The organism is Luteibacter sp. 9133, from assembly GCF_000800155.1.
Classification (GTDB): Bacteria; Pseudomonadota; Gammaproteobacteria; order Xanthomonadales; family Rhodanobacteraceae; genus Luteibacter; species Luteibacter mycovicinus.
In genome coordinates this window covers 1325739-1352568 of the sequence record NZ_JUHO01000001.1, presented here as the reverse complement: position 1 = coordinate 1352568, position 26830 = coordinate 1325739, and the positions used below count along the sequence as shown (strand labels likewise).

Genomic DNA, 26830 nt, shown 5'->3' with positions numbered 1-26830 from the left:
CGGGCGCGCCAGAGATGCTTCGTCGTCGCCTAGTTCGATGACGAACAGTGCATGTCGAACGGTATCTCACCGTTCTGCGGCTTGCGATTCAGCGAGACATACTTCTCGAAGACGTGGTCGGAGGCTGGTCCACTCGAGCGATACCAGACAAGCTTGCCGGCCTCCGGCACGAAGTAAGCATCTTCATTGCCATATGCGGGGCAAACGGGATAGCCGCCTCGCTCTGCCGCGTTGGCGCAAAAGCGAACATACAAGCGACCACTGCGCCACGCGCCGCTGAACTCACCGTCGTTACCCCCGGTATCCGTGCCGTCCGACCAGGTGCCTTTGACGTCGGTTCCCTGCTGCGTAGCCGCGAATTCGACGAAATGACCCATGTCGCATCGGCTGCGGTATCCCCACTTTCCCACCACCGACGCGTCACCGGGTCCGAAAGCGTTGAGCCGCCCGTCAATGACATGAGCGCGCTGCAGCGTCCGGCTGACCGCGCATGCGTTCTTCGCAACGCCCTCGGGTGTGTCCGCGACCCCGCAGCTCTTCGCCCGGTCGGCTACCCACCGCTTCTGCTCGGCATCCAGTGCTTTCTGGGCCGCCGGGTCGAGTTTGCTGAAAAGTACCGAATACTCGATATCCAGCGTGGCCTGATGATGGTCAAATTCCGACGCCAGGCAGACGTTATGGTCGCCATTGCCGGCGGCAAGGAGACAAGCGGTATAGCCCTCCGTGACTCCGCCCTGGGTGGGCAGATAGGGGTTTCGTACCTGCTCCGCTACCGCACTGCCGACGAACAGCAGCAATAAGCACCCGATCAGAATCCTGCTCATTCACTTCTCCTTGTTTGCGCTCCGCCACGACCCAGCGCTGAGTCCACGCCTCGCGACGTCGGGCGACCGGAATCCTAACTCAGCGCGTGATCTGTAGAGAATCGCGCCGGGCGGTATCATGCACGGCCAGCGCGCCATCACAGGCGCCCTGCCCCATCGCAACCCCTCGGAAAATCATGGCTTTACCAGACGACGACCGCTCGGCCGCCGGGCATACGCCCTTCATGCGCCAGTACCTCGGGGCGAAGGCGGAGTATCCGGACATCCTGCTGTTCTTCCGGATGGGCGACTTCTACGAGCTGTTCTACGACGACGCCCGCAAGGCGGCGCGGCTGCTCGATATCACCCTGACGCAGCGCGGCCAGTCGGCGGGCGCCCCCATTCCGATGGCCGGCGTGCCCTATCACGCGGTCGAGAATTACCTGGCGCGCCTGGTCAGGCTGGGTGAGTCCGTGGCGCTGTGCGAACAGATCGGCGATCCGGCCACCTCCAAGGGGCCCGTGAAGCGCGAGGTCGTCCGCATCGTCACCCCGGGTACCGTGACCGATGCGGCGTTGATGGAAGAGCGCCGCGACAATCTGCTGCTGTCCATCGCCGCTGGCCAGACAGGCTATGGCCTGGCATGGGTCGACCTGTCGACCGGGCGTTTTCTGCTGACCGAAGTAGGCAGCGCCGAAGGTCTTGCCGCCGAACTCGCACGCCTGCAGCCGGCCGAAACGCTGGTCGGTGAGGACGTCGCATGGCCGAAGCTGGTCTCCTCGCTGCCGGGCCTGCGCAAGCGGCAGCCGTGGCATTTCGACGGGGATGCCGCCACGCGTGAGCTCTGCCGCTTCTTCAGAACGCGCGACCTGCGTGGCTTCGGTGTCGACGGTATGCCGCTTGCCGTTGCCGCCGCGGGTTGTCTGCTTGGCTACGTCGAAGAAACCCAGAAGGCCGCCCTGCCCCATCTCACCGGCATGGCCGTGGAGAACGCGGGCGAGACGATCGCGATGGACGCCGCCACGCGCCGTAACCTGGAGATCGACACGCACCAGAGCGGCCGCGTCGAGAACACGCTGCTCGGCGTGCTCGACGAGACGGTGACGCCGATGGGTGCGCGTCTGCTGCGTCGCTGGCTCAATCGTCCGCTGCGCGATCGCACCGTCCTGCGCGGACGCCATCAGGCGATCGGGAGCCTGATCGATACGCGCCGTCATGCGACGCTGCGCGAACGCCTTCGCGGCATTGGCGACCTCGAGCGCATCCTGGCGCGCGTGGCACTGCGCTCCGCGCGTCCGCGCGATCTGTCCACCCTACGCGACGGCCTGGCTGCCGCACCGGCGTTGCGCGAAGACATCGCCGGCCTGGACAGCCCCTTGCTGCACAGTCTGGTTGAGCGTATCGGCGACCACGCGGACACCGCCGCCCTGCTCGCCCGTGCAGTGATCGCGCAACCGCCGGTGCTTCTGCGCGACGGCGGCGTGCTCGCCGAAGGCTATGACGACGAGCTCGACGAACTGCGCCAGCTGTCCACCAATGCCGACCAGTTCCTCGTCGACATGGAGGAGCGCGAGAAAGCGGCCAGCGGCATCGCCACGCTGAAGGTCGGCTACAACCGCGTACACGGCTATTACATCGAAATCTCCAAGGCGCAGTCCGAGAAGGCGCCACAGCACTACACGCGGCGGCAGACGACAAAGAACGCCGAGCGCTACATCACCGAAGAACTGAAGCAGTTCGAAGACAAGGTGCTGTCGGCAAAGGAACGGTCGCTGATGCGCGAGCGAGCCCTGTACGAACTGCTGCTCGACAAGCTCACCGAACGCCTGCCGGAACTGAAGATCGCCGCCTCGGCGATGGCTGAACTGGACGTACTGGCGGACCTCGCCGATCGCGCGGAGACGCTCGACTGGGCCGCGCCCGAACTCACCGACGTGCCCGGCATCCGCATTGACCGCGGCCGCCATCCCGTCGTGGAGAAGGTGCGCGACGAGCCTTTCGAGCCGAATGACCTCGCACTGGACAGCGATCGTCGCATGCTCGTGATCACCGGCCCGAACATGGGCGGTAAGTCGACCTACATGCGCCAGAACGCGCTGATCGTCCTGCTCGCGCACGTCGGCAGTTACGTGCCCGCGTCGGGCGCGACGATCGGACCGATCGATCGCATCTTCACGCGTATCGGCGCGGGTGACGACCTGTCGCGAGGCCAGTCGACCTTCATGGTCGAAATGAGCGAGACCGCTAACATCCTGCATAACGCGACCGAGTGCAGCCTCGTACTGATGGACGAAGTGGGTCGCGGTACCAGCACGTACGATGGCTTGTCGCTCGCACGCGCGGCAGCGGTGCATCTTGCGGCGACGAGTTGTGCGTACACGCTGTTCGCCACGCACTACTTCGAGCTCACGGAACTGGCCGGCGATTACCGCACGATCGCCAATGTGCATCTCGACGCGGTCGAATACGGCGAGCAGCTGGTCTTCATGCACACGGTGAAAGATGGCCCGGCCAATCGAAGTTTCGGATTGCAGGTGGCCGCGCTGGCAGGTTTGCCCAAGGCCGTGATCGCGGACGCGCGTCGTTATCTGGCTGCGCTCGAGCAGGGCCACGAGGTCACGGCGGCCGTCGCGACACCGCCTGCCGCGGCGCCGCAGATGGGGTTGTTCGCGCCTCCGTTGCCGTCGCCGGTCGAGGAGGCACTGCGGGCGGTCGATCCGGATGACCTCACACCCAGGGAGGCGCTGGATCAGCTTTACAGGCTGCGGAAAATGCTGCGCTGAACCATTGAAGGACCCTATGGGATCGATCTGAACAATCGAATTCCACTAAGCGACGTCTGTTCTTATAGTGGGGTCGTTCCATTTCACGGAGTCTTACGACTCTCCATCTTCGGCTCCGTGACGCCCCCCGCTCCCATCCCGAGTCAGCAGCCCGGGGTTGGAATTCGGGGGGCGGTTTTTATCTACCTGCCTTCCAAAGCGTAGCGCGTCGCCCAACCGGACTCGAACGTACCTGGCTTCTGAGGCAGGGCGCTAACGCCGGCACCGAGCGTCAGCCTGGCCGGCTTCGCCGCGCGGAGCAGGTCAGCCAGCGACGGAGCAAGCAAACCGCTTCGTTGCCATTCCGCAACATGCTCAGCCGTGGCGGGGATACGCAACAGGTTGAACGACTTCAGGGCGCAGGTCGCCATGTCGCCATCGGACTGCCTGCATGCGTCGTGATCGATGACGACACTGGCGCCGTCCACGACAAAACCGTCGACATAAACCACATCGCCCTTGCCGACCCGGAACGACGCAAACGCATGCAACAGCTGCGTCGTGACCAGCAGCCCGCTGACTTGCTTGTCGCGCAGCACGGTCTGGTATCCCCCTGCGGTCGCCTGCTTCGAATAGCTTCGGGTGCCGACGTCGAAGCCGGCGCATCCGCCCGTCGTGGCATCCATGAGGGCGCAATAGGTGCCGGTATAACTGCCGTTTTGATACGTGGCGCTCTGCCACACCTGGGTCTTGTAGTACTCGGTATCCTGCGTGGACACAAACGATGCCGTGCCCAACGGCGACCTCGCCGAAGCAGCCTTCCCCGACATGTCCGGCATGGGCGAACGGCGAAACTCTGCGCTGGTGCCTTTCAAGTCATAGGTGCCGGGATCCACGATAAACAGGCCATACTCCGAGTTGCCGCTGCCGCCCGGGTACCTGTACGCAAACCCATGCAAGCCCTGCTCGATCATGCTCGACATGGAGCCCGTACGCAGTACATCGGCCGGATCATCCGTACGACGCCACTCAGTCGTAGCCGTGAGGTCGATCCAGTAATTGACCAGTTGTTCTTCCCTGAGCTTGTCGACTCCCATGGCCTGGTATTTCTTGGATACGAACAGGGATGGCACAGCGACAAACGCCTTGCCGGCATGGATCGCACGCACGAAAAGCGCTTCGATACCATCGTTTCGGCGTTTCAGGTCGTCCGTGCGTTTCGCCATCGCAGGATCTTCGGCCTGCTTGAACGGGTTTCGGAACCGCGAGGCACTCCCAGTGCGGCTGGGTGATGACGGGGCGGCGCCAGCCACTGCGGCTGCCACCATGGCGCAAGCCGCAGTGCGAAGCACGTCGCGCGACCCTTGCTGCTTCGAGAACGTACGAAGCACGAGAGATGCCGCCCCCATGTCGCCATCGAACTCCACTCGCACGGGAAACGGCCTGACATCGGGCACATCCATGATCGTCGAGCGAACGTAGGCGGCACTAGTGAGCGCAATGTCCATGGCGCCCTTCTTGCCGTGATACTCCTCCCGAACCATGCGCGCGTCCGGGGTCTTGGCGAGGAACGCCTTGAGACGAGCCAGAGCTTGCCGCGCGTCTTCTCCGGACGAGGTCAATGTCCACGTACCGAAGACGGAACGGGTTCCACCGACCACATCGGTTTCGTCTGTGAAGTTCGCCTCGCAGAGGCGTGTGGAATCCTCTGGGGAAATGGGGTCGGGTAACGCGCCCGATCCACTTTGTAGCGCAGGTGCGCCGGAAATGCCTGCAGCCGCGACGGACGGCTGTGATCCGCCGGACTTTACCCGCGCAAGAATGCCGCACATTGACGCGCGCATGTCCTTTTCACTGGCCCCCATCCCGGCGGGCAGACTGGCCTTGAGTACGAGTTGCCCCTTGTCATCAGCTGAAAACTCGACAGGAAATCCTCGCGCATTGGCCTGCGCCTTGTTGGTGAGAGCAAGCGTGGCAGTCGATCCGGTCAGCGTGTCCTGGCCGACTTCAAAGTCCTCGCCCGGTGCGATGGCCTTCATCTGCGCGACTGCGCCCTGCGCCGTGACGCCAGGAGCGATCGAATGTGCCTCGAAAACCTTCCCGGAAAACAGACTTCCGGAGGACTTGAACGTGGACTCACACGTGTCCGCGGCCCGAACGGCAGGACAGAGTGACAGAAAAACTAGCGCCGCCACGCCCGATAGGCACGTTGAAGCGATGGATCGAGGGGATCGCTCGCGTAGACCGTAAAACATCATGCTGTCCTTGTTCCCTGAAAATGATCCTGCCAGCCGGCATCCGCCGATTGGACACTGAAAGGGTCACGGGAACAAGCGGCGCCGATCCCAGAGGTCAGTCACGGCTCATCGAAGTTTTTCCGCCGCCCTATCAACCTGCCATGACCGATGGGAACGGTATTTACAGGGTTTTCTTCAGGTCCTGGATCAGGCGCCGTGCATGCTTGTCAGGGCGCGAGTCCGGGCGCAGCAACGCACCGCCGGTGAGGCGGCGATCCTCGCGCTGACGTTCGCGTTCGGCAACGCTTTCGTCGGTTTCCGTATAGAGCTTGCGCGCCTCTGGTGCGGGTCCGCGTTTGCCCGACAACGCGGCGACGATGCAGGTCAGGCGTTCTTCCCCGCGGGTGATCTTGAACGTGTCGCCGACGGCCACTAGCTTGGCGGGCTTGCAGGTGCCCTCATTGAGCTCAACCTTCCCGCCTTCAATCGCCTGCTTGGCCAGGCTGCGGGTCTTGAAGAAGCGCGCGGCCCACAGCCACACATCGGCACGCACACCTGCGGAACTGGTCTGATCGGTCATGCGAAGAGTGTGCGGACGGCCCGCCCGAAATCCAAGCGGTCAGCCGGCGGGGAGAAACAGGTTGCCCAGCGGAATGGTCACGAGTGACAGCAGAATGCCTGCGCCCAGGACGGTGTTCGCCAGACGCGGCTCCAGTCCGTGCTGGTCGGCGAGAATCGCCGCCGAAATCATCGGAGCCATGGCTGCCTGCAGCACGCCCACGGTGAGTATCAGGCCGCTTACGCCAACGGCGAGGCCGATACTCAGGACGATCAACGGCGCCAGCAGCAGCTTCCAGCCGAGGCTGGCGGCGAGAGGCCCGGCCTCCTCCCTGCGCAGGTGCAGCTTGAACTGCAAGCCGACGGAGAAGAGCGCCAGCGGCGTCAGGGTCTGACCGACTTGCAGAAGAACCTTCTCGATCGCCGACGGCCAGCCCCCAGACACGCTCACGACGATACCCACGAGCAAGGCCAGAAAGGCCGGAAAAGTCAGTACCCGCCGGACGATAGTCGGAACACTCGCACCCTTGCCGGAGTAGATCGACGCGACCACGATGCCGCCCGCTGCCAGCAAGGGGAAGCAGCCCAACTGATCGGCGATGACCGCGATCGACAGACCCGGCTTACCGTGCAGGGCTTCCATCAACGGATAGCCCATGAACGAGGTGTTGCCCAGGCCGCTCACCAGCGTGAGGCAGCCGATCCGCTGCGCCGACCAGCCCAGGACCCGGCCAAGCAGCGCGAAAAGCGCCCATGCACCGAAGAAGGTGACGTACATCCCGACCACCGGAAACCACAGGTGCGCATCGACCGTCACATGCGGTACCAGCGCGAGAACCAGCGCTGGCAGCGCGACGTTCAGCACCCACCAGTTGATACCGGGAACCATCCCCTCGGGCAGGTTGGCGTAACGCCGGCAGAGGATGCCGAGCGCCAGACAGACGAAGAGGATGAGCAAGGCTGACATGGGGCGAACGATAGCAGCCCGCCCCGTCAGATGTAGGAGCGCCTCGCGCGCGACACGGCTCACCATCGGCACGTGGTCGCCAGGTGTGTCGCGCGCAGGCGCGCTCCTACATTCTTCGGCGCCTCTAGCCCAGCAGCACCCGGTTCATCCGCTGCACGAAGGCGGCGGGGTCGGACAGCTGCGCACCGGCGGTGATCTCGGCCTGCTCGAGCAGCAACCCGGCGAGATCGGCCGCCCGGGTGTCATCGGCTTCCGCGGCGAGACGCTTCACCAGCGGATGCTCGGGGTTGAGTTCGAGCACGGGCTTGGATTCCGGCACGTCCTGCCCTGCTTCGCGAAGCAGACGAGCCAGATGCGGGGCGAGATCGAAGTCGGCGAGCGCGAGGCACGACGGCGAATCGGTAAGACGTGCGGACACACGGACGTCGCCGACGCGGTCGCCGAGCAGCGCCTTGGCGCGATCGATCAGCGGCGCGGCGGCTTCGCTGGCGGCCTCCTGCTTCGCCTTGTCGGCCTCGTCCAGCGGGAACTCGCCCTTGGCCACGTTGCGCAGGCGCTTGCCGTCGTACTCGGTGAGGTAGCCGAGCATCCACTCGTCGACGCGGTCGAACATCAGCAGGACTTCGATGTCCTTCGACTTCAGCGCCTCCAGCTGCGGGCTGCCGGCGGCGGCGGCGTAGCTATCGGCGGTGACGTACCAGATGGTGTCCTGACCGACCGCGGCGCGGTTGATGTACTCGTCGAACGATACCGTCTTGGCCGAGCCCTCGCCCTTGGTCGAGGCAAAGCGCAGCAGCTTGGCGATGCGGTCGCGGTTGGCGGTGTCTTCGACGATGCCTTCCTTGAGCGTATTGCCGAAACCGGCGAGGAACGTGGCGAACTTCTCCGGTTCGTCGCGCGAGATCTTCTCCAGCAGATCGAGCACACGCTTGGTGCAGGCCGCTTTGATGCGCTCCAGCTGACGGTTCTGCTGCAGGATCTCGCGGCTGACGTTCAGCGGCAGATCGTCGGCGTCGACCACACCGCGCACGAAGCGCAGGTAGGTGGGCAGGAGTTCTTTGGCGGCGTCCATGATGAAGACGCGCTTGATGTACAGCTTGAGGCCCTTCGGCTCTTCGCGGCCGCCACCGCCCATCAGGTCGAACGGCGGCTGTTCCGGCACGTAGAGCAGCGTGGTGAAGCTCTGGCTGCCCTCGACGCGGTTATGCGTCCAGGCCAGCGCGTCGTTGAAGTCGTGGCCCAGGGCTTTGTAGAAGTTCTGGTATTCCTCGTCCGTGATCTCGCTCTTCGGGCGTGACCACAGCGCGGACGCCGAGTTGATCGTGGTCCACTCGGTCGGGTCCGGCTTGCCGTCCTTTTCGACGGGCATCCTGATCGGGAACGCCACGTGGTCGGAATACTTGGTGACCAGCGAGCGCAGCTGCCAGGCCTTGAGGAATTCGTCCTCATCCGCCTTCAGGTGCAGCACGACGGTGGTGCCGCGCTCGGAGACCGTCATGTCCTCGAGCACGTACTCGCCCTTGCCGTCGCTCTCCCAGCGCACGCCTTCGACGTCCGCGGCGCCGGCACGGCGGGTGATCACGGTGACCTTGTCGGCCACGACGAAGGCGGAGTAGAAACCGACGCCGAACTGGCCGATCAGGCGCGCGTCGGCTTTCTGCTCGCCGGATAGGGCTTCGAGGTAGCGACGGGTGCCGGAGCTGGCGATGGTGCCGATGTTGGCGACCACCTCGTCCTTGCTCATACCGATGCCGTTGTCGCGGATGCTGATGGTGCGCGCATCCGGATCCCAGGTGATCTGGATGCGCAGGTCCGCGTCGTCGGCGCTCAGGTCGGGCTGCGCCAGGGCCTCGAAACGCAGCTTGTCGCAGGCGTCGGAGGCGTTTGAGATCAGCTCGCGAAGGAAGATTTCCTTGTGCGAGTAAAGGGAGTGGGTGACCAGATGCAGGACCTGGGCGACCTCGGCTTCGAACTTACGGGTTTCCTGGCTCACGATGCCGTTCCTTCATGGGATGGACTGGCAGCGGATTATGGGGGCGGCTCCGTGAGGAAAAAAGGTTAGGCCGCCCTCTGCAGTGCCGCGATCCGCTCCTCGATCGGCGGGTGGCTCATGAACAGCCGCTTGAAGCCCGAGGCCAGATGGCCGGAGATGCCGAAGGCCTGGATCGTCTGCGGCAGGGAGGTATCGCCATGGTTGCCGGACAGGCGCTGCAAGGCCGAAACCATCGACGCGCGCCCCGCCAGGCTGGCGCCGGCGGCATCGGCGCGGAATTCGCGCCAGCGGGAGAACCACATGACGATCATCGAGGCGAACAGGCCGAAAACGATCTGCAGCACCATGACCACGACGAAATACCCGATGCCGCCCTCCCCGTCGCGCTCGCGGCCGCCGCTCATCCAGCTGTCGACCACGCGGCCGACGATCCGGGCCAGCACGATCACCAGCGTATTCAGGACGCCCTGGATCAGGGTGAGGGTGACCATGTCACCGTTGGCGACGTGCCCGATCTCGTGGCCGAGCACGGCCGAGACCTGCTCGCGGTCCATCTGCTGGAGCAGCCCGCTGCTGACCGCCACCAGGGCGTTGTTGCGGCTCATGCCCGTGGCGAAGGCGTTCATCTCCGGGGCGTCGTAGACCGCCACCTCGGGCATGCCGATGCCGGCTTTTTCGGCGTGACGGCGGACGGTCTCGACGAGCCAGCGCTCGGTCTCATTGGCCGGCTGCGTGATCACCCTGGCACCGGTGCTCATCTTCGCGGTCCACTTGGAGATGGCCAGCGAAATGAAGGCGCCGCCCATGCCGAAGACGGAGGCGAAGACGATCAGGCCGCCGATACCCATACCGCGCTGCGCGGCCCACTGGTCGATACCCAGCACATGGGTCACGCACATCAGCAGAAGGATGACGGCGAGGTTGGTGGCAACGAAAAGAGCGATGCGTTTGAACATGGGTTTCTCTCTTATGACGGCTGGCTGTGTGGCGCCGCCCTGGCGAAGTTTTCGGGGCAGACGCTGAACGATTCAATGCCCGCATGCGCCGCGTTCAGCCGGGCCGCGCCCTGACGCGGGTCCGTCGGCGGCGTCATCGCCTACACTGAGTCATCCGCGTCCCGCACGCCTTGAGAAACTGCTCAACTTTTCGTGTCATCGAACCCTCCACGCTACCGGGGACGCTTCGCTCCCTCTCCCACCGGCGCCCTGCATTTCGGCTCGCTGGTCGCAGCCGTAGGTAGCTGGCTGATGGCGCGGCGCGCGGGCGGTGACTGGCTGGTGCGCGTAGAGGACATCGATCCGCCACGCGAGATTCCCGGATCGGCCATGTCGATCCTCGCCACGCTGGAGGGGTTCGGCCTGATCGCCGACGAAGCCCCGGCGTACCAGTCGCGCCGGAACGATCTGTATGAGTCCGCCTTCGCACGCCTGCAGGCGGCCGATCGGGTCTTCCCCTGCTGGTGCAGCCGTGCCGACCTGGCCATCCACGGAGGCATTCATCGGGACGGACGTTGCATCGCGCCGCCGGACCCGTCACGCCCGCCCGCGTGGCGCCTGCGCACGCCCGACCGGACCGTCACGTGGCACGACGACCTCCAGGGACCCCAGCGCGAAAACCTCCGGGAAACGGCGGGCGACTTCGTGATCCGCCGTGTGGAGGGGCTCTGGTCGTATCAGCTGGCCTGCGTCGTGGACGACGGCGACCAGGGCATCACCCAGGTCGTTCGTGGCGCCGACCTGCTCGACTCGACGGCCCGGCAGATTCATCTCCAGTGCCTGCTGGGCCTGCCCACACCGGATTATCTGCATTTGCCCCTGGTGCTCGACGCGGAAGGCCGCAAACTGTCGAAGTCCGCAGCCTCCCTTCCGGTCGATGCCGGGGATCCGCTGCCCCCCCTGCGCCGCGCCCTGGCGTGGCTGGGCGTGGACATCCGCTCCGCGGCCACCCGTCCGGAGCGGATCCTGCGCGATGCGCTCGATGGATTTTCGCCTGCGTCGCTTCGCCGCAGTAGTCTTACCCCCGCCCCGACGCTATAAAAGTCGTTTGCCCGCAAAACGGGCCACCACCGAAACAGGTCAGAAATGAAGCAAGGGATCACGCAACGCACGGCCCTGGTCACCGGAGGCACCGGCGGCATCGGTACGGCGCTCGTGCGCTACCTTGCCCGTCAGGGTCATCGCGTGGCGACCAATTACCGCGACGAAGCCCGTGCCGCCGCCTGGCGCGAGGACATGATCCGCGACGGCATCGACGTGGTCATGGTGCCCGGGGACGTCTCCGAGCCGCACACCGCCGAAGCCATGGTCCGCGAGGTCGAAGCGCTGGCCGGTCCGGTCGAGATCCTGATCAACAATGCCGGCATTACCCGCGACACCACCTTCCACAAGATGGACTACCAGCAGTGGACCGAGGTGGTGAACACCAACCTCAATGCCTGCTTCAACGTCACCCGCCCGGTGATCGAAGGCATGCGCTCGCGTCAGTGGGGCCGTATCGTGCAGATCAGCTCGATCAATGGCCAGAAAGGCCAGTACGGCCAGGCCAACTACGCCGCGGCCAAGGCCGGCATGCACGGTTTCACCATCTCGCTGGCACAGGAAAACGCGCGCTTCGGTATCACGGTCAACACGGTGTCGCCGGGTTACGTGGGCACCGACATGGTCATGGCCGTGCCGGAAGACATCCGCGCCAAGATCGTTGCGCAGATCCCCGTGGGACGGCTGGGCCGCCCCGAAGAGATCGCCCACGCCGTGGCGTTCCTTACCTCGGAAGAATCCGGCTGGATCACCGGATCCAATCTCGCGATCAACGGCGGCCATTACATGGGCTGGTAAGTCCTAGAGCCCGAGGTCGTCCAGCGAGTTCGGCTCACCGATGGTGCGGTGATTGTGGTGCGCACGAAACTTCGACATCACCATGTACGCCACACGCCTGGCACGCATCACCGAACCCAGTGGGCGATGTGCGGCCACGCCATGCCACGGACTGAAAGACAGACCGTCGTCGATCGCCTGCTGGCGCACTTCGCTCCATGCCTCCTGTGGCTGAAGCACGATGCGCGCCACGTCGATGTACGGGCTCTTTTCTTCCGACCAGGCCACCGAGGCGTCCTCGATCGGCATGCTCTCGGCATCGGTACAGAACTGGACGCGCAGATCCCACTCACCGCCTTCGCGGGCGAAGTGCTCGACCATCGCGTCACGCAGGCCGTTGGGCTTGCCGTTGACGTTGAGCTCCGCACCCGTGAGCGCGGTCAGGTTCGGTGAGTGCGGCGCGACCGACACCTTCACCACGTAGTCGCCGAAACGAATCGGCGCCTGGCTGTAGTAGGTGTCGCCCAGCGGATGGGTTTCCGGCTGACCGCCCAGGGCAAGCAGCGTGGAACTCTTGCCGCCAAAGGCCTCGATCACGCGCTCGGTACCGCGCAACACGGCTGACAAGGCTTTTTTCGCGCCCTCGGCACGATCGGTCGTGGCAGCCACGAGCTTCAGCGTGCCGGCGAACTTCTTCGCGTTTGGCGCGGAGAACGCCGGGCCATTGACCATGACGAAGTCCTGCGTGGCGTCGCCGACACTGCCGGGAAGACGTTCGCCTTCGACACCCAGGATCTTGATCGCCATGCCGCGGGGCGTCGAAACGCTGTCGTCGAGGATGTCGCCCGGCACCGTGGAAAGGCGCATGACCAGCGGATACCGTCCGGGCTTCGAAAAAATGCCCTGCGCCAGTTCCACGGGGAGATCGTCCGGGACGATCAGCTCACCGGTGAGCAACCCATGGCTTTTCGCGTGCACCGAGCGGAACGCGTGGTTCTCGTGCTCCAGCGTGGTCTGGTTGATCTTCGTCAGTGTCTCGACGAGCTGCTCCGCGGTCTCCGGCTCATCCGCCTCGATGTGCTCGAGCGATTCGTCGAAAAGGATCGGCGGCGGGGTCAACGAGAGGGGCATAGGGCGGCTTCCGGTCAGGTGGCGTCGGTGGATCGTGCCGCCGCCGCTGTGAACGTCCGGTCGGCACGAGGCACGCCACGTGAAGGCGCATCGCCGCCGCTACATCAGCTTGTAGCTGAAGGTGAGGTTCCACCGGGTCTCGCGGTCGTCGCTTTCCGGGGGACGGTCGCCCGTCGGCCTGGCCAGAGCGAAATCCAGGGAGTAGTGCTTGTTGTCCGACACGCGCACGCCAACGGCCGCCGAATCCAGCTTGTCGATCAGCGGACGTGAGCCATTGAGGTAGACGCGAGCGGTCTGGTAGACCAGATAAGGCACCACGGACTTGATCCACTTCGTACCGGAGACAAAGCCGCGATTGACCTCGGCCGACGCCGCCCAGCCGCTGTCCCCCGCGGCATCGCCCGGGTCGTAGGCATAGGCGTAACTCGGGCCGCCGAAGTTGATCTGCTCGGTCGAGGGCAAGGCGTTGTCGCTGTACTGGCCGGTCCCGCGAACCACGGTACCGAACTTGTGTTTCCACTGCTCCGACCAGGCGAAGTTCATGGTGTAGCGGGTGAAGCTGACGTCGGGGGTGGATATCGCCAGCGGTCCGTTGTTGCTTACCGCACGCGAGTACGCACCCATGCCGGCGAAGCCATGCGCCGCCGCAATGCTGAACTGCCCGGTACGCTGCGTGCCTGCCTGAAGCCATGCCAGTTCCGCATTAAGTACCCGGATGCTGGACTGCAGCGCCACCATCGCACCATTGTCCGTGTTGCGATAACGGTCGTCCTGTCTGGACGCATAAATGCCCATCGTGAGGCTCAGCCGCCGGGTATTGGTCAGCACGATGGGGTAGACGGTGGAGAGCGCCAGACGATCCTGCGTCAGCCGGTGATCGAGATACGCCGGCAACTGGTTATCGGTGTCGGGGGAGCCCCAATAGCGGGTCGCATCGATCTTGCCCTGCCAGCCTTCCGAGCCGAACGGCTCCATATAACCGAGCGAATAGAGTCGCTGCCCTCCCCCGTTCGGGAACAGCGTGGACAGGCTGAGCTGCTCACCGAGCGGTGTCGCTCCGTTTTCCAGCAGGGTGAAGACACCCTGCGCGCCAGGATGGTTGAAGTCCATACCGTAGTTGACGTCGTAGCGCTGGCGTTTGGCGACGAGCTCGAGCTTCGTCGCGCCATCCGTCGTCGTCGGCGGGGGGACGTTGGCACCGACCGTGAGCCCGGGCAGTTGCCCGAGCAACTGGGTATAGCGCTCGAAGGTCTCCTGCCGCAGCGGACGCTCGCCGACGACGTGCGATGCGATGGCCCGGACGCGTGAATCCATGTTGCCGGTGTCGCCGGTCACGCTGACTTCGGAGACGTAGCCTTCGACCACGGCGATGTGCACGACGCCGCCGGCGAAGCTCTGGTTCGGCACGAAGGCGAACGACAACGCGTAGCCGGCCTGCTTGTACATCGCCGTGACACGGTCGGCCGCGGCGATCAGTTCGCGCACCGAGGTGTCCTTGCCACGCATGGGCGCGAATTCCGCCGCGACTTTCGCGAACGGAATGGACCTGACACCGGTCACGTCGAAACGCGTCGGTGTCAGGTGGCTGGCGAGCAGAGCTTCCATAGCCTGCGTGGGCGCTTCCACGTTGACCTTCACGGGCGCCTGCTTCGGCGCTTCCGTTCGGGGAAGGGTCTGCAACGGATTGGCAGGGGCGCGGACCTGCCCTTGCGCGGAACACACGACGGTCATGCCAAGAAGGCACCCGAACCATCGATTCATGGACTTTCCCCTGATTTTTTCCATGTTGCTACGACAACGGGCGGCGCGTGTGCGCCGCCCGTCTTTCCCACGCTTTCAGTTTTCAGCGGTTGCCACCACCCAGCAGGCCTTTGAGGCCGAGCTTCGGGTTGTCGTTGTTGTTCTGCAAAGCGCCACCGGTGAGGCCACCGACCAGACCGCCGACCGAGCTGCCCACGGTATTGGTCACACCGGCCAGCGCATTGCCGAGGCCTGCCGAACCCGTCGAGCCGCCACCTGCGGTGGCACCCACGCCAGTGGCCGCGGCCACGGTGTTGACGACCGTGCTGACGCCGCCGGTCACGCCAGACAATGCACCGCCGCCAGAGACCGCTGCCGTGGCGCCGTTGCCGACGGCGGTGACCGTATTGCCCAGACCCGTGGTAACCGGTGCCAGCGGAGCGAGCGCGCCGGTGCCGAGACCGGAGACCGTGGCGCCCACGCCGGATACGCCACTGGTCACACCCGCGAGCGTCGTGCCGACCGTGTCGCCTGCGCCAGTGCCCGCCTTGCCCAGGCCGTTGGAAAGCCCGCTGCCGATCGGAGCCAGCGCCGCTCCCACGTTCTGTACCGCCGTTCCCGCTGTCGTGGTGAGGCCACCGGCCGCGCCCGGTGCCTGCACCGCGGCGATACTGGCGCCCAGGGCACTGACGCCCGTGCTCGTGCCACTGACAAGATTGCCGCCGCCCGTACCGACCGCCGCGACCAGGTTGCCCGAGTTGATCGGCGACGCGCTGTCACCCAAAGCCATCGCAACCGGCGTGACGACATTGCTGAGCGTTTGCGTCAGCCCATTGGCCGAGTTGGAATTGAGCGCGCCACCCAGCGACGAACCGAGCTGCTCGACGCCCGTGCCGACCATCGAGACCGCCGTGCCGACCGCCGCCGTGATCGGGGTGATCGGCGTGCCCGCGCCCACCGTGCTGACACCGCCACCCAGATCGTTCACCGCGCCGCCCACCTGGGTCACGACGTTGCCCAGCGTATCCGTGGTGGTACCGACCGGATCCGAGGTATTGCCGATCTGACCGAGACCGCTGGTCACGCCGTTGCCCAAAGTGGTAACCGCTCCACCAAGGCCATCGACAGCGTTACCCAGGCCGTCGGTGAGGCCCGTGGTGCCACCCAGGACGCTCACGCCGGGAATGGTCGAACCGACGTCCGACACCGTGTTGCCGATGGCGGCAATGATGCCGCCAAGCCCCGACGCCGCGGTGCCCGCGGTGGTGCGGACGACCGGAGGAGGAACCGTACCGCCGCCACCCGTTCCGCCGCCATCGCCACCGCCACCGCCACCGGTTCCGCCGCCGGTGCCACCGCCGGTACCGCCACCATCGCCGCCACCGCCGCCGCCGGTGCCGCCGGTGCCGCCCGCTCCGCCGCCGCCCGCTCCACCACCGCCGGTACCCCCGGTGCCTGCGCCACCCGTACCGCCGCCGTTGTCGCCGGTGCCGCCGGTACCTCCCGTGCCGCCACCGTTATCGCCGCCACCGCCGGTTCCACCTTGCCCGCTCGGATTGACACTGGTACCGGACCCGCCGCCGGAACGCGTCGAACCATGACCGCTGCATGCCGTCATCGACACCGCGCCTGCGAGCAGGCAGCTGACGAAGAAAGTGCGGGTGAGAACCTTGCTGAATTTGTGCTCGCTCATGATTCACTCCTCGAGCGCACAGCGCTCTGGGTAGCGCCCCCTGCCATGTGGGAGCTGAACATCGAATGTGACCCACGTCACAGCCGGTGAATTCATGAGACTCGCAGGCCCTGCGCTGAAATACGCAAAAATGGCGGATAAACGGGCATCTTCAACGCTATTTCGGCCAAATGTTGACGGGCGTCAAAGCGACGGCGCACTGGATCGAGCGAAACGCGAAATTCGGGTAACTGCTGTTTTTTCCGTCGGAAAATCGGCTGGCGGATGGGGGAAACGACGTGTTCTTCGTCGGGCTCGGCTTCGCCGTCGCAATTCACCGGGCCACAAAAAAACGCCCCGGCAAGCCAGGGCGTTTCCGTGAAACCGAAGCCGGTCTTTGAGCCGCTTTTAGTGCACGGTGAAAAGCTTATCGAAGCCAGCGATGCGCAGCGTATTACGCAGGTCGGCACCGGCGTTGACGATGCGGATCTCGGCGCGGTCGCCGCCGGCGTGCTCGCGCAGAAGCATCAGCATGCCCAGCGCGGAGCTGTCCATGCTGGTGACCTGCTCGAGGTCCAGCACGTAGCTGCGGGCCGCTGCCACGTCGCCCAGGCAGGCATCGTGGAAGGCACGATGGATGGAGAAGTCGAAGCGCTCGCCCAGGTGCAGGGTCAGGCAGCCGTGATCGGTATCGTTGTGGACGTTGATGGCCATGGTGTCTTCCCTCAGAACAGGTCGATGTCGCCGGCAGCCATCGACTGCTGGAGGGCGGGGCCGCGGGCACGCAGGCGGGCGCGTTCACGCTGTTCGGCCAGTCGCGAGCGGACGCGCTGGGCGCGGGCGCCGAGCTCGGACGGATCGGACGGCGCGCAGGCGAGTTCTTCGATGTCACGTGTGCAGTCGGCGGTGATTTCCTGCAGCTCGACAAGACGCGAGCGCGTCTGGTGCAGCAGCTGGCTGAGGATATCCTCGAACTGCAGGGAGCGGATGGTCGTCGAGACGTCCGTGCCGAGCCCGCGGTTGATCATGGCCGCCTCGTCCGCCGCGGCGCTGGTGCGCTGGTTGGACTCGGTGATGGTCGACATCATCTGGTCGATGTCGCCCTTGGCGGACAGCGCCACGTTCATGTCCTGCGAGGCCATGTGGCCGACCAGCTCGCGCAGCTGTTCCATCGCGGTGCGCGAACGCTCCACGTGGGTACCGATCTTTTCGTTGAACTGGTTGCTGTGCTGGGCGAGGTTGCGGATCTCGCCGGCCACCACCGCGAAGCCGCGGCCGGACTCACCGGCACGTGCCGCTTCGATGGCCGCGTTCAGCGCCAGCAGGTTGGTCTCTTCGGCGATCGTGTTGACGTTCTTCAGCAGCGCGAACACGGCGTCCATTTCCTTCGCCATGCCGTCGATGCGGTAGACGATGCGCAGGCTCTCGCGCGACAGCTGGACGATCAGGCCGACGAAATGCTCGAGCAGTCCGGCGGTGCGATCGGCGAAGTCCTGCACCGAGATGCCCTGGCCGCCGCTTTCGATGATCTGGCTGAGCAGCTTCTGCTGCTTGCCGGTCTTGTGCGACAGGCCGTTGAAGCCGCCGCCCAGTTCGGCGACCGCGTCGCGGACCAGGTCGAGTGCCTGATGGAGTTCGCGGCTGGCGTGACCGAGCTCGTCGACGATGGCGCTGCGAACGTCTTCCATCGCTTCGCGCACGGACGCTTCGTCGTTGGATGCCGTCGAGCTGAGCACGACCTCGACATCGGGCAGCGGTGCGGGCACGAGGCTGATCGCGATCCAGGTGGCCGTCAGCAGCGCCACGACGACCGGGGCGACCCAGGCGGCGTGGAACACCAGGACGGTGACCAGGGCGATGGCACTGGCGATGAAGCCGATGCTGCGTTCGTTCTTGGGATTGACCATGATGACGTCTCGTTCTTCAGGTGCCGACGCGCGCGGCGGCGGAAACGGGGGTTTGGGCGAGCGCGAGCAAGCGCGCGGCGATGGCGTCCAGCGGCAGCATCTCGCTGGCGGCACCGGCTTTCCAGGCGGCACCCGGCATGCCCCAGACGACCGAACTGGCTTCGTCCTGGACCAGCGTGGGTGCGCCGATTTCTTTGAGTTCACCGAGGCCGCGTGCACCGTCATCGCCCATGCCGGTCAGCAGCACGCCGATGGTGGCGGCGCCGACGCTGGCGGCCATGGAGCGGAACAGCACGTCGACCGCCGGCTTGTGGCGATTGACCGGGGGGCCGTCGTGCAGACGACACACGTGCCTGGCCCCGTCCCACATCACGAGGAGGTGCTGGCTGCCCGGCGCGATGTACGCGTGGCCAGGCTGGATCGGCTGCCCGTCGCGGGCCTCGCACACGCGCATCGCCGAGCAGGTATCCATGCGCGCGGCGAACGGACCGCTGAACGCGGCCGGGATGTGCTGGGTAATGACGATGGGTGGTGCGGTCGGTGGCATGGCCGCGAGCACCACACGAATGGCTTCGGTACCGCCGGTGGAGGCACCGATGGCGATGATGCGCGTGCCGCCACGGCTGCCGGCGGTCTGCGCGCGCGGCAGCACCGCGTCGGCGGAAAGGCGCGGCGGCACTTCGAGGCGAGCGGCGTCGTGACGCGGTTCGTGGCGCGGATGATCCAGCTGCATCACCTCGGAGCGCTCGCGCGGCTTCGCGCCGGCGGCAAGACGAACCTTGGCGCAGATCTCCGGCGCGTGCTCCATGAAGGTGTTGGCGAGGTCCGCCGACGGCTTGGTGAAGAAGTCGATGGCACCGAGTTCGAGCGCGCGCAGCGTGACGTCCGCGCCCTTCTCGGTCAGCGTCGACACCATCACCACCGGCATCGGACGCAGGCGCATCAGGTTTTCGAGGAAGGTCAGGCCGTCCATGCGCGGCATCTCGACGTCGAGCGTGAGCACGTCGGGATTGAGCTGCTTGATCTTCTCACGCGCGATCAGCGGGTCCGCGGCGGTACCGACCACCTCGATGCCCGGATCGGACTCGAGCATGGTCGACAGCACCTTACGCACCAGGGCCGAATCGTCGACGATGAGAACGCGTACTTTGTGCATGGGCTCTGGCAACTCGGGTGGCGTAACGTCCCTGTCGGTGGACCGACCGGTACTGAATGTCTTGAGGAAAGCTTTCCGCGCGGCGCGTCAGAAAAGCTCCACCTCTCCCTTTATCGGATCGTCAGCCAATCGCTTGAGGTATCGTTTCTCGCGATCGGCAAGATTGTTGTCGTGTGCGGCACGCAGCTGGCGCACACGCACCTTGCCGCTGACCGGGAAGAACTGCACCTGACGCGGGTAGATGTCGCCGACGTCGGCCGCGCAGAGGCGCAGCTTCTCGGTGGCGATATAACGCTGCACGAAGGCGATATTGCGCTGACCGATATCGGTCATGGTCGCCAGCACACGCCCGCCGCCGAAGATCTTCACTTCGAGATCGTCACGACGGCCGCCGGCTTTGAGGATCGAGTTGATCAGCTGCTCCATCGCGTCGTTGCCGTAACGCGCGGCACGACCGACGGTGGAACTCCAGCTGTCACGCTCGCCCGCGGGCTCGGGTAGCATGAAATGGTTCATGCCGCCGATGCGCTGTTTCGTGTCGCGCACGCAGGCCGACACGCACGACCCCAGTACGGTGGAGATCATTTCTTCCTGCGTGCTGACGTAGTATTCGCCAGGCAGAATCTTGACCGTCACCACTTCCTGCGCGGGATCCCAGAACCGGCGGACGTGTTCGAACCCCGGCAGCACACTCTTTGGATCGAAGCCGACGAACGTGCGTGGCAGGGTCGCGAACGCGTCTGTCATGTGCGTTTCCGATAAACGGTTCGACCGATGAGGTCGAAGTCTTCGGACAGTCCGTACATGGATTCCGAGTGACCGAGGAAAAGGTAGCCGCGGCTTTCCAGCATGCCGGCATAACGGGAGAACAGGCGCTGCTTGGTCGGCTTATCGAAATAGATGACGACGTTGCGGCAGAAAATGGCGTCGAACTTGCCCTGCATGGGCCAGTCGTGAAGCAGGTTGAGCGGCTGGATGGTGACCAGCTCGCGCAGGCGCGGGTGCACCTGGGCGAAACCGTCGAACGAGCCTTCGCCGCGCAGGAACCAGCGCTTGCGACGCGCTTCGCTCACGCCCGTCAGGCGGTCGACCGGGTAGACGCCCTTGCGCCCGAATTCCAGCGCCTGCGGTGACAGGTCGGTCGCGAGAATCTTCGCGTCGATGTTGACGCCCATCCGCTCCATGGCCTCGGCCAGCACCATGGCGATGGCGTACGGTTCTTCGCCCGTGGAGCAACCGGCCGACCAGATGCGCAGGCGTCCACCGTTGCGCTTTTCTTCAAGCCAGCGTGGCAGGAGCTCGTCCACGAGCAGGTCGTAATGGTGCATCTCACGGAAGAACGAGGTGACGTTGGTGCTGATGCAGCTGGCCAGTTCACCCAGTTCGCCGTCCGGATCGCGACGAAGCAGATCGCAGTACGCCGAGAAACCGTCGAGGCGCAGCGTGCGCAGCCGGCGGAGCAGACGCCCCTGGACCAGCTGGCGCTTATGCTCGCCTAGCGAGATACCGCAATGCTGAAGCACGAAGTCGCGAAGGAAGGCGAAGTCCGCGTCGCCCAGGCTCGGGCCCGCTGCGCTCGCCGGTACGACGCTGTCGCCGTTGTTGACGAGCGCATTCATCGATCAGAACTCCTTCCAAACGCCGGAGTCAGCCGACTCGGCGGGACGCGACGGACGCACGGGGGCGTCCGGCGTACTGCGCACCGCGGCGAACACCGTTTCCATCTCCTCCTGCGTGGCGTCCTTGCGCGGCGCCCTGGCGGCCGGTGCGGAAGCCACTGTACCGGTGACCTGGAAGAACGACACCTGACGGCTCAGCTCGGTCGCCTGCTCGTGCATGGCACGGGCGGCGGCGGCGGATTCTTCCACCAGTGCGGCGTTCTGCTGGGTCATCTCGTCCATCTGCAGCACGGCGTGGTTGACCTGGTCGATACCGGCCGACTGCTCGGAGCTGGCGGCGGCGATCTCGGCGACGATGTCGGTCACCTTCTTCACGCTCTCGACGATCTCGGCGAGCGCCTTACCGGACTGGTCGACCAGCTCGGAACCGGCCTTGACCTTGCTCGCGCTGTCGTTGATGAGGCCCTTGATTTCCTTGGCCGCACCCGCCGAACGCTGGGCGAGGTTACGCACCTCGGTAGCGACCACGGCGAAGCCGCGACCCTGCTCACCCGCACGCGCGGCTTCGACCGCGGCGTTGAGCGCCAGCAGGTTGGTCTGGAAAGCGATTTCGTCGATGAGGCTGACGATGTCGGAAATCTTCTTGCTGGAACTGTTGATCTCGCGCATGGCGACAACGGTCTGGGCAACGACTTCGCCGCCCTTCTCCGCCTGCTCACGTGCACCGCGGGCCAGCTGGTTGGCGTGGCTGGCGTTCTCGGCGTTCTGCTTGACGGTCGAGGTCATTTCTTCCATCGACGAAGCGGTTTCTTCCAGGCTGGACGCCTGTTCCTGCGTGCGCTGCGAGAGGTCGTCGTTACCGCGCGAGATCTGCTGCGCGGCGGTGCTGACCGACGAGGAACCGTGACGCACTTCGGTGACGATGGCGCTGAGGCGCTCGTCCATCGCGCGGAACGCGCCCTGCAGCTGGCCGAGTTCGTCCTGACGGGTGACCTGCACGTCGTGACCCAGCTTGCCTTCGGCAATCTGGTTGGCGACGTTCACGGTGACCGACAGCGTGCGGAGGATCGAGCGGATCACCAGCACGCCGATCAGCAGGCTGACGATCAGGCCGAGCGACAGCGCAATGATGCAGAAGGCACGGATCGTCTTGTACTGGGCGGCCTGCTTTTCATAGATCGCCGCGGCTTCGTCGCGCTTGGCGGTGACCAGCTTGGCGAGCTGCGCCTGACGATCCATGAGGATCGGGCGGACGGACATCTCCATGACGTCGAGCGCGCCCTCGTCACCCTGCTTGAGGGCGTCGAGCATGTCGTTCTTGGCCGAGTTGTACTCGTCGTTGGACGACTGCCAGCGGTCGTAGAGCTTCTTGATCTCCGGCGACATCGGCATCTTTTTGTAATCGTCCTTCAGCTTGGCCATCTCGTCCTGGAGCTTCTGGAACTCGGCAAGCTTCTGGTTGACCTGATCCTTCTCGGACACCTTCGCCGCGGCTTCACCCATGACCACGAAGGCCATCAGGGCGCGCGTGCTCACCTGGCTGAGCATCTCGGACGGAACGAGTTCTTCCTCGTAGACCTTGCGCAGGCCTTCGTTCTGAAAGTACATGGCACCGAGGCCGACGGCGGCGCCGCCGATCAGCATGACGCCCAAAAGACCGAGCACACCGTAAAGGCGTCCACGGACGGTCAGGGCGGGCATCTTGAACTTGAACTTATTCATTGCGATTCCAATCGGCAAAGTGCGGCAGTGGCAAACCGGGCATCTCACGCCACGGCGACCGAAGCCGCCACGGCGCCTCTACGCTCAGGCGACGGCTTTGACGTCGGTGGAAGCCAGCGCGGCTTCCAGCATCTGGGCGTCCTGCGGCTGCAGGAGACGGTCGACGTCGAGCAGCAACACCATGCGCTCGCCGACGGACGTGAGGCCCTTCAGGTATTCGGTATCGACGGTGGTGCCCATGTCGGGAACCGGACGGATGCCGCCGGGAGCGACCTCCACCACGTCGGAGACGGCATCGACCACCACGCCGAACTGACGGCCGTTGACCATGACGATGACGGTCACGGTGGTGGCGGTGTATTCCTCGCGCGCCAGATTGAAGCGCAGGCGAAGATCGAGCACCGGCACGATCGCGCCGCGCAGGTTCAGCACACCCAGCACATAGGACGGTGCCTGCGGGATGCGCGTCACCGGTGTCCAGCCGCGGATTTCGCGGACGGCGAGGATATCCACCGCGTATTCCTCGTTACCGAGGTTGACGGTCAGGTACTGCGCGGCCTCGTCGGACGCGTCGATGGCGGTATTGGCTGCTTGATTCATGTCGTTCCCACGGCGGATCGGATCGGCGGTTCGGGACCCCTTCCCTTGGGGTATCGGCTATTCCGGTGGGGACTTGAGGGGCAATTTTGCGGTGCCGCATCCGGTGGGGTGTGGGGGCGTGATGGGGGTGGGACAGTCGGGGATGGGGAGCCGGAATGGGGAACCGGGGGTGCCGCTTCATTGCTTTGTCGGCTTTTCGCGCGCAGGGCGCGCTCCTACCGCGCGGCGGTACACCGCACGGGGATACCTGACGGGGTGCCGCACGGGCCACCGCACGGGAGTACAGCACGGTGTTAACGCATGGGGCACCGCGCGGCGGGGATGGCCGGCGGCTGTAGGAGCGCGCCTTGCGCGCGACCCCGTTCAACCCACGGCGATCAGGCTGCCTTGCGACGCGCCTGCAGACGCACCAGCCCGGCGACGTCGGCGATCAGCGCGACGGAGCCGTCGGCCAGAATCGTCGCGCCGGAGATGCCGGTGACCCGGCGATAGTTGGCTTCCAGCGACTTCACCACCGCCTGCTGCTGGCCGATGAGTTCGTCGACGAACAGACCGATGCGACTGCCCTCGCCTTCCACCACGATGACGATACCGTCGTCGATGGCACGGCGCTGACCGGCGCAGCCGAACGCGTCGAACAGCCGCACGATGGGCAGCCAGTGATCGCGGAAGCGGAACAGCTCGCCGCCGCCCGCCACGCTGCGAATCGCATCCGGCTTCACCTGCACGGATTCGACGATGGAAACCAGCGGCACGATGTAGGTTTCTTCACCCACCGCGGCCGTCAGGCCGTCGATGATCGCCAGCGTCAGCGGCAAGGTGATGGTGAAGGTGGTGCCTTTGCCCTCGACGCTGCGGATACTGACCGTACCGCCCAGGTCCATGACATTGCGACGGACCACGTCCATGCCTACGCCACGACCCGAGAGGTCGGTCGTGGCGGCGGCGGTGGAGAAGCCCGCTTCGAAGATGAGGTCGGCCACGGCGTCGTCGGACATGTGATCGCCCGAGGCGATGATGCCGCGCGAGACCGCCTTGGCGACGATGGCCTCGCGATTCAGACCCGCACCGTCATCGGCCACTTCGACCACGATGGAACCGCCGCGGTGGAAGGCTTCCATACGCAGCGTGCCCGTATCGCCCTTACCAGCGGCCTGGCGTTTAGCCGGTACTTCGAGGCCATGGTCGATCGCGTTGCGGACCAGATGCACCAGCGGGTCGCCGATCTTCTCCAGCACCGTCTTGTCGAGTTCGGTGGTTTCGCCGCGCATGTCGAGCACGACTTTCTTGTCGAGCTTCTGCGCGAGGTCGCGGACCAGACGCGGGAAGCGGTTGAACACCGTGCTGATGGGCAGCATGCGGATGCTCATGACGCTTTCCTGCAGTTCGCGCGTATGGCGACCCAGCTGGGCCAGCCCCTGGCGGAACATTTCCAGCTGCGAGGCATCCACACCGTCGTTGAACTGGGTCAGCATCGACTGCGTGATGACCAGTTCGCCGACGAGATTGATCAGGGTGTCGATTTTTTCGATGCCGACGCGAACCGAGCTCGCCTCGCTGTTGACGGCGGGCTCGCGCACGGCACGGGGGGCGGCCGGGGCCGCGGCCGCGGCGGCGACCGGCGCGGCCGCGGCGATGCGCGGTGTCGCCGTCAGCTCGCAATCGCCATCGACCCAGTCGAATACACCTTCGACGGCGGCACGTTTGGCACCGGCGGCGAGATGGAGTGTCCAGCCGAGGTAGGACGACTCGGCGTCCATATCGGCCAGCGCGGGGAGCTTGCTCGCGTCGCAGGTGACCGAGAGCGGGCCCATGGCCTCGAGCTCACGGAACATGCGCGCGGGATCGTTACCGGTCTTGAGCAGGTAATCGAACGGACGGAACGCGATGTCCCAGCCTTCGATCGCCTCGACCGGCGCGGCGGCCTTGACCGCCACCGGTGCCGCCACAGGCGCACCGGAGACCATCGCCGAGAGTTCCGCCAGCAGGGCCTGGCTCTCCGCCGTGGCGGCCGGCTGGCCGGCCATCGACAGCGACAGCATGTCGCGCACGGTATCGCCCGAGCGCAGCAGCAGCTCCACGACGGCCTTTTCCATCGGACGGCGGCCGCTGCGGACCTCGTCCATCAGGTTTTCGGCCACGTGGGTGAACGCCGCCACGTCGGTGAAACCGAACGTGGCCGCGCCGCCCTTGATCGAGTGGGCGGCACGGAACACGACGTTGATCAGTTCCGGATCCTCGGCGCCTTCGTCCAGCGCGAGGAGCGCCTGCTCCATGGCGTCGAGACCGTCGAGGCTCTCTTCGTGAAACGCCTTGTGGAATTGCGCCAGATCGACTTTGGACATGGAAGTAACCCTGGATTACCGGAACTTGAGGAAGAGCCGTTTACGAAGAATCAGCCGAGCACGCGGCCGACGGTAGCCAGCAGCTGTTCCGGATCGAACGGCTTGACCAGCCAGCCGGTCGCGCCAGCCGCCTTGCCTTCCATCTTCTTTTCCGGATTGGACTCGGTGGTCAGCATGAGGATCGGCACGCCACGGTAGTCCGGACGGGTGCGGATCTCGCGGACCATCGTGATGCCGTCCATCACCGGCATGTTCACGTCGGCCAGGATCAGGTCGAACTTGTGCACGGCAGCCGAATCGAGCGCCGCCTGGCCGTTATCGGCTTCTTCGACGTCGTGGCCGGCGCCACGCAGGGTGAAAGCAACCATGCTGCGCATGGAGGCCGAGTCGTCTACCGCAAGAATCTTAGCCATCGAAGCACCTTCAGTTCACGCCGGCGCGAGCCGGCAGTTCAATCAAGCCGTTGAGACCCAGCACGGCTACGCCGCGCTGGAGGGAGTCGCTGACGCCCGTCCAGGTGACCGCATGCCCCGCCGCCTTTGCGTCGCGGGAAAACGCGGCGAGCAGCTGCAGGGCGGCGGTGTCCACCTGGGCCACCGCGCCGCCGTCGATCTCGACCGAGCCGCCGGTGGCGAGCGCCGCCAACAGGGTATCGCGCAGCGCAGGCGCCGCGGCGATGCGCAGGTCGGCATCGAGCGTGAGCGGCGCGCTGGTCGCGTCTTTGGAGGATTTCTTCGCCATCGTCCGTACCGTGGGTGGGTCGTTCGATGGGCTTATCGGCCCACCCTGGCAAAGCTTTAGGCCA

22 protein-coding genes are annotated in these 26830 nt (G+C 65.4%); 3 read left to right on the top strand and 19 right to left on the bottom strand.

Features of this window, described 5'->3' with window-relative positions; all coding sequences use genetic code 11:
• Nucleotides 1-29: 29 nt before the first annotated feature.
• A complete protein-coding gene (locus FA87_RS05800) occupies nt 30-824 on the bottom strand; it encodes a lysozyme inhibitor LprI family protein (protein ID WP_043693015.1) in 795 nt (264 codons plus the stop codon).
• A 176-nt stretch (nt 825-1000) separates the two neighbouring features.
• Here FA87_RS05800 and mutS point away from each other — a divergent pair, with 176 nt between their 5' ends.
• Complete coding sequence (gene mutS / locus FA87_RS05795) at nt 1001-3586, top strand: DNA mismatch repair protein MutS (RefSeq protein ID WP_043693013.1); 2586 nt, start codon at nt 1001-1003, stop codon at nt 3584-3586.
• 182 nt (nt 3587-3768) lie between these two features.
• Here the strand turns inward: mutS and FA87_RS05790 are convergent, their stop codons facing one another.
• The 5 genes from FA87_RS05790 to htpX form a co-directional block, all read right to left on the bottom strand.
• A complete protein-coding gene (locus FA87_RS05790; protein ID WP_156128502.1) occupies nt 3769-5604 on the bottom strand; it encodes a hypothetical protein in 1836 nt (611 codons plus the stop codon).
• Between the two features lie 379 nt (nt 5605-5983).
• Nucleotides 5984-6382: a S4 domain-containing protein gene (locus FA87_RS05785; protein WP_036114816.1), complete on the bottom strand. Its 399-nt coding sequence runs from the start codon at nt 6380-6382 to the stop codon at nt 5984-5986.
• Nucleotides 6383-6421: 39 nt separating this feature from the next.
• Nucleotides 6422-7327 carry an AEC family transporter gene (locus FA87_RS05780; protein ID WP_197062371.1) on the bottom strand — a complete coding sequence of 302 codons (906 nt, stop codon included), beginning with the start codon at nt 7325-7327 and terminating at the stop codon, nt 6422-6424.
• A 124-nt stretch (nt 7328-7451) separates the two neighbouring features.
• Nucleotides 7452-9320, bottom strand: a complete 1869-nt coding sequence (htpG, locus tag FA87_RS05775; RefSeq protein WP_239708994.1) for a molecular chaperone HtpG — start codon at nt 9318-9320, stop codon at nt 7452-7454.
• Between the two features lie 65 nt (nt 9321-9385).
• Nucleotides 9386-10276 (bottom strand): protease HtpX, encoded by an 891-nt coding sequence (gene htpX, locus FA87_RS05770; RefSeq protein ID WP_036114822.1) that lies wholly within the window; start codon nt 10274-10276, stop codon nt 9386-9388.
• A gap of 192 nt (nt 10277-10468) precedes the next feature.
• On the opposite strand from htpX, the gene gluQRS reads away from it, so the two are divergent.
• The gene (gene gluQRS, locus FA87_RS05765; RefSeq protein ID WP_043693009.1) at nt 10469-11356 is read left to right on the top strand and encodes a tRNA glutamyl-Q(34) synthetase GluQRS; all 888 of its coding nucleotides are present in this window, start codon (nt 10469-10471) and stop codon (nt 11354-11356) included.
• A gap of 57 nt (nt 11357-11413) precedes the next feature.
• Nucleotides 11414-12154, top strand: coding sequence for an acetoacetyl-CoA reductase (gene phbB / locus FA87_RS05760; RefSeq protein WP_036118085.1), 741 nt, complete (start codon nt 11414-11416; stop codon nt 12152-12154).
• A gap of 3 nt (nt 12155-12157) precedes the next feature.
• On the opposite strand, the gene FA87_RS05755 is transcribed toward phbB, so the two are convergent.
• From FA87_RS05755 to FA87_RS05695, 13 genes are all read right to left on the bottom strand, one after another.
• On the bottom strand, nt 12158-13264 hold the full coding sequence (locus FA87_RS05755; protein ID WP_197062370.1) for a catalase family protein: 1107 nt from the start codon (nt 13262-13264) through the stop codon (nt 12158-12160).
• Between the two features lie 99 nt (nt 13265-13363).
• On the bottom strand, nt 13364-15025 hold the full coding sequence (locus FA87_RS05750; protein ID WP_197062369.1) for a ShlB/FhaC/HecB family hemolysin secretion/activation protein: 1662 nt from the start codon (nt 15023-15025) through the stop codon (nt 13364-13366).
• An 82-nt stretch (nt 15026-15107) separates the two neighbouring features.
• Nucleotides 15108-16697: a collagen-like triple helix repeat-containing protein gene (locus FA87_RS05745; RefSeq protein ID WP_052191166.1), complete on the bottom strand. Its 1590-nt coding sequence runs from the start codon at nt 16695-16697 to the stop codon at nt 15108-15110.
• A 387-nt stretch (nt 16698-17084) separates the two neighbouring features.
• Nucleotides 17085-17390 (bottom strand): STAS domain-containing protein, encoded by a 306-nt coding sequence (locus FA87_RS05740; protein WP_176167735.1) that lies wholly within the window; start codon nt 17388-17390, stop codon nt 17085-17087.
• 11 nt (nt 17391-17401) lie between these two features.
• A complete protein-coding gene (locus FA87_RS05735) occupies nt 17402-18583 on the bottom strand; it encodes a methyl-accepting chemotaxis protein (RefSeq protein WP_036114832.1) in 1182 nt (393 codons plus the stop codon).
• Nucleotides 18584-18599: 16 nt separating this feature from the next.
• A complete protein-coding gene (locus FA87_RS05730; RefSeq protein WP_043693003.1) occupies nt 18600-19739 on the bottom strand; it encodes a chemotaxis response regulator protein-glutamate methylesterase in 1140 nt (379 codons plus the stop codon).
• An 87-nt stretch (nt 19740-19826) separates the two neighbouring features.
• Nucleotides 19827-20486, bottom strand: coding sequence for a chemoreceptor glutamine deamidase CheD (cheD, locus tag FA87_RS05725; protein WP_051943858.1), 660 nt, complete (start codon nt 20484-20486; stop codon nt 19827-19829).
• On the bottom strand, nt 20483-21358 hold the full coding sequence (locus tag FA87_RS05720; RefSeq protein WP_036114839.1) for a protein-glutamate O-methyltransferase: 876 nt from the start codon (nt 21356-21358) through the stop codon (nt 20483-20485). Before FA87_RS05720 ends, cheD begins: the two co-directional genes overlap by 4 nt.
• 3 nt (nt 21359-21361) lie before the next feature.
• The gene (locus FA87_RS05715) at nt 21362-23080 is read right to left on the bottom strand and encodes a methyl-accepting chemotaxis protein (RefSeq protein WP_043693000.1); all 1719 of its coding nucleotides are present in this window, start codon (nt 23078-23080) and stop codon (nt 21362-21364) included.
• Nucleotides 23081-23164: 84 nt separating this feature from the next.
• Complete coding sequence (locus FA87_RS05710) at nt 23165-23680, bottom strand: chemotaxis protein CheW (protein ID WP_036114845.1); 516 nt, start codon at nt 23678-23680, stop codon at nt 23165-23167.
• A 377-nt stretch (nt 23681-24057) separates the two neighbouring features.
• Nucleotides 24058-26025: a chemotaxis protein CheA gene (locus tag FA87_RS05705; protein ID WP_043692997.1), complete on the bottom strand. Its 1968-nt coding sequence runs from the start codon at nt 26023-26025 to the stop codon at nt 24058-24060.
• A gap of 50 nt (nt 26026-26075) precedes the next feature.
• Nucleotides 26076-26438, bottom strand: a complete 363-nt coding sequence (locus tag FA87_RS05700; RefSeq protein WP_036114852.1) for a response regulator — start codon at nt 26436-26438, stop codon at nt 26076-26078.
• 10 nt (nt 26439-26448) lie between these two features.
• On the bottom strand, nt 26449-26766 hold the full coding sequence (locus FA87_RS05695; protein WP_043692994.1) for an STAS domain-containing protein: 318 nt from the start codon (nt 26764-26766) through the stop codon (nt 26449-26451).
• Nucleotides 26767-26830: the final 64 nt, after the last annotated feature.

Coding starts and splice junctions, on each gene's coding strand:
- FA87_RS05780 (WP_197062371.1), bottom strand. CDS start 7,327: ATGTCAGCCTTGCTCATCCTCTTCGTCTGTCTGGCGCTCGGCATCCTC.
- FA87_RS05745 (WP_052191166.1), bottom strand. CDS start 16,697: ATGAGCGAGCACAAATTCAGCAAGGTTCTCACCCGCACTTTCTTCGTC.
- htpX (WP_036114822.1), bottom strand. CDS start 10,276: ATGTTCAAACGCATCGCTCTTTTCGTTGCCACCAACCTCGCCGTCATC.
- FA87_RS05735 (WP_036114832.1), bottom strand. CDS start 18,583: ATGGTCAATCCCAAGAACGAACGCAGCATCGGCTTCATCGCCAGTGCC.
- FA87_RS05785 (WP_036114816.1), bottom strand. CDS start 6,382: ATGACCGATCAGACCAGTTCCGCAGGTGTGCGTGCCGATGTGTGGCTG.
- FA87_RS05710 (WP_036114845.1), bottom strand. CDS start 23,680: ATGAATCAAGCAGCCAATACCGCCATCGACGCGTCCGACGAGGCCGCG.
- FA87_RS05715 (WP_043693000.1), bottom strand. CDS start 23,080: ATGAATAAGTTCAAGTTCAAGATGCCCGCCCTGACCGTCCGTGGACGC.
- mutS (WP_043693013.1), top strand. CDS start 1,001: ATGGCTTTACCAGACGACGACCGCTCGGCCGCCGGGCATACGCCCTTC.
- FA87_RS05800 (WP_043693015.1), bottom strand. CDS start 824: ATGAGCAGGATTCTGATCGGGTGCTTATTGCTGCTGTTCGTCGGCAGT.
- FA87_RS05705 (WP_043692997.1), bottom strand. CDS start 26,025: ATGTCCAAAGTCGATCTGGCGCAATTCCACAAGGCGTTTCACGAAGAG.
- FA87_RS05750 (WP_197062369.1), bottom strand. CDS start 15,025: ATGAATCGATGGTTCGGGTGCCTTCTTGGCATGACCGTCGTGTGTTCC.
- FA87_RS05755 (WP_197062370.1), bottom strand. CDS start 13,264: ATGCCCCTCTCGTTGACCCCGCCGCCGATCCTTTTCGACGAATCGCTC.
- FA87_RS05695 (WP_043692994.1), bottom strand. CDS start 26,766: ATGGCGAAGAAATCCTCCAAAGACGCGACCAGCGCGCCGCTCACGCTC.
- cheD (WP_051943858.1), bottom strand. CDS start 20,486: ATGACAGACGCGTTCGCGACCCTGCCACGCACGTTCGTCGGCTTCGAT.
- FA87_RS05720 (WP_036114839.1), bottom strand. CDS start 21,358: ATGAATGCGCTCGTCAACAACGGCGACAGCGTCGTACCGGCGAGCGCA.
- FA87_RS05740 (WP_176167735.1), bottom strand. CDS start 17,390: ATGGCCATCAACGTCCACAACGATACCGATCACGGCTGCCTGACCCTG.
- FA87_RS05700 (WP_036114852.1), bottom strand. CDS start 26,438: ATGGCTAAGATTCTTGCGGTAGACGACTCGGCCTCCATGCGCAGCATG.
- FA87_RS05730 (WP_043693003.1), bottom strand. CDS start 19,739: ATGCACAAAGTACGCGTTCTCATCGTCGACGATTCGGCCCTGGTGCGT.
- FA87_RS05790 (WP_156128502.1), bottom strand. CDS start 5,604: ATGAAGGCCATCGCACCGGGCGAGGACTTTGAAGTCGGCCAGGACACG.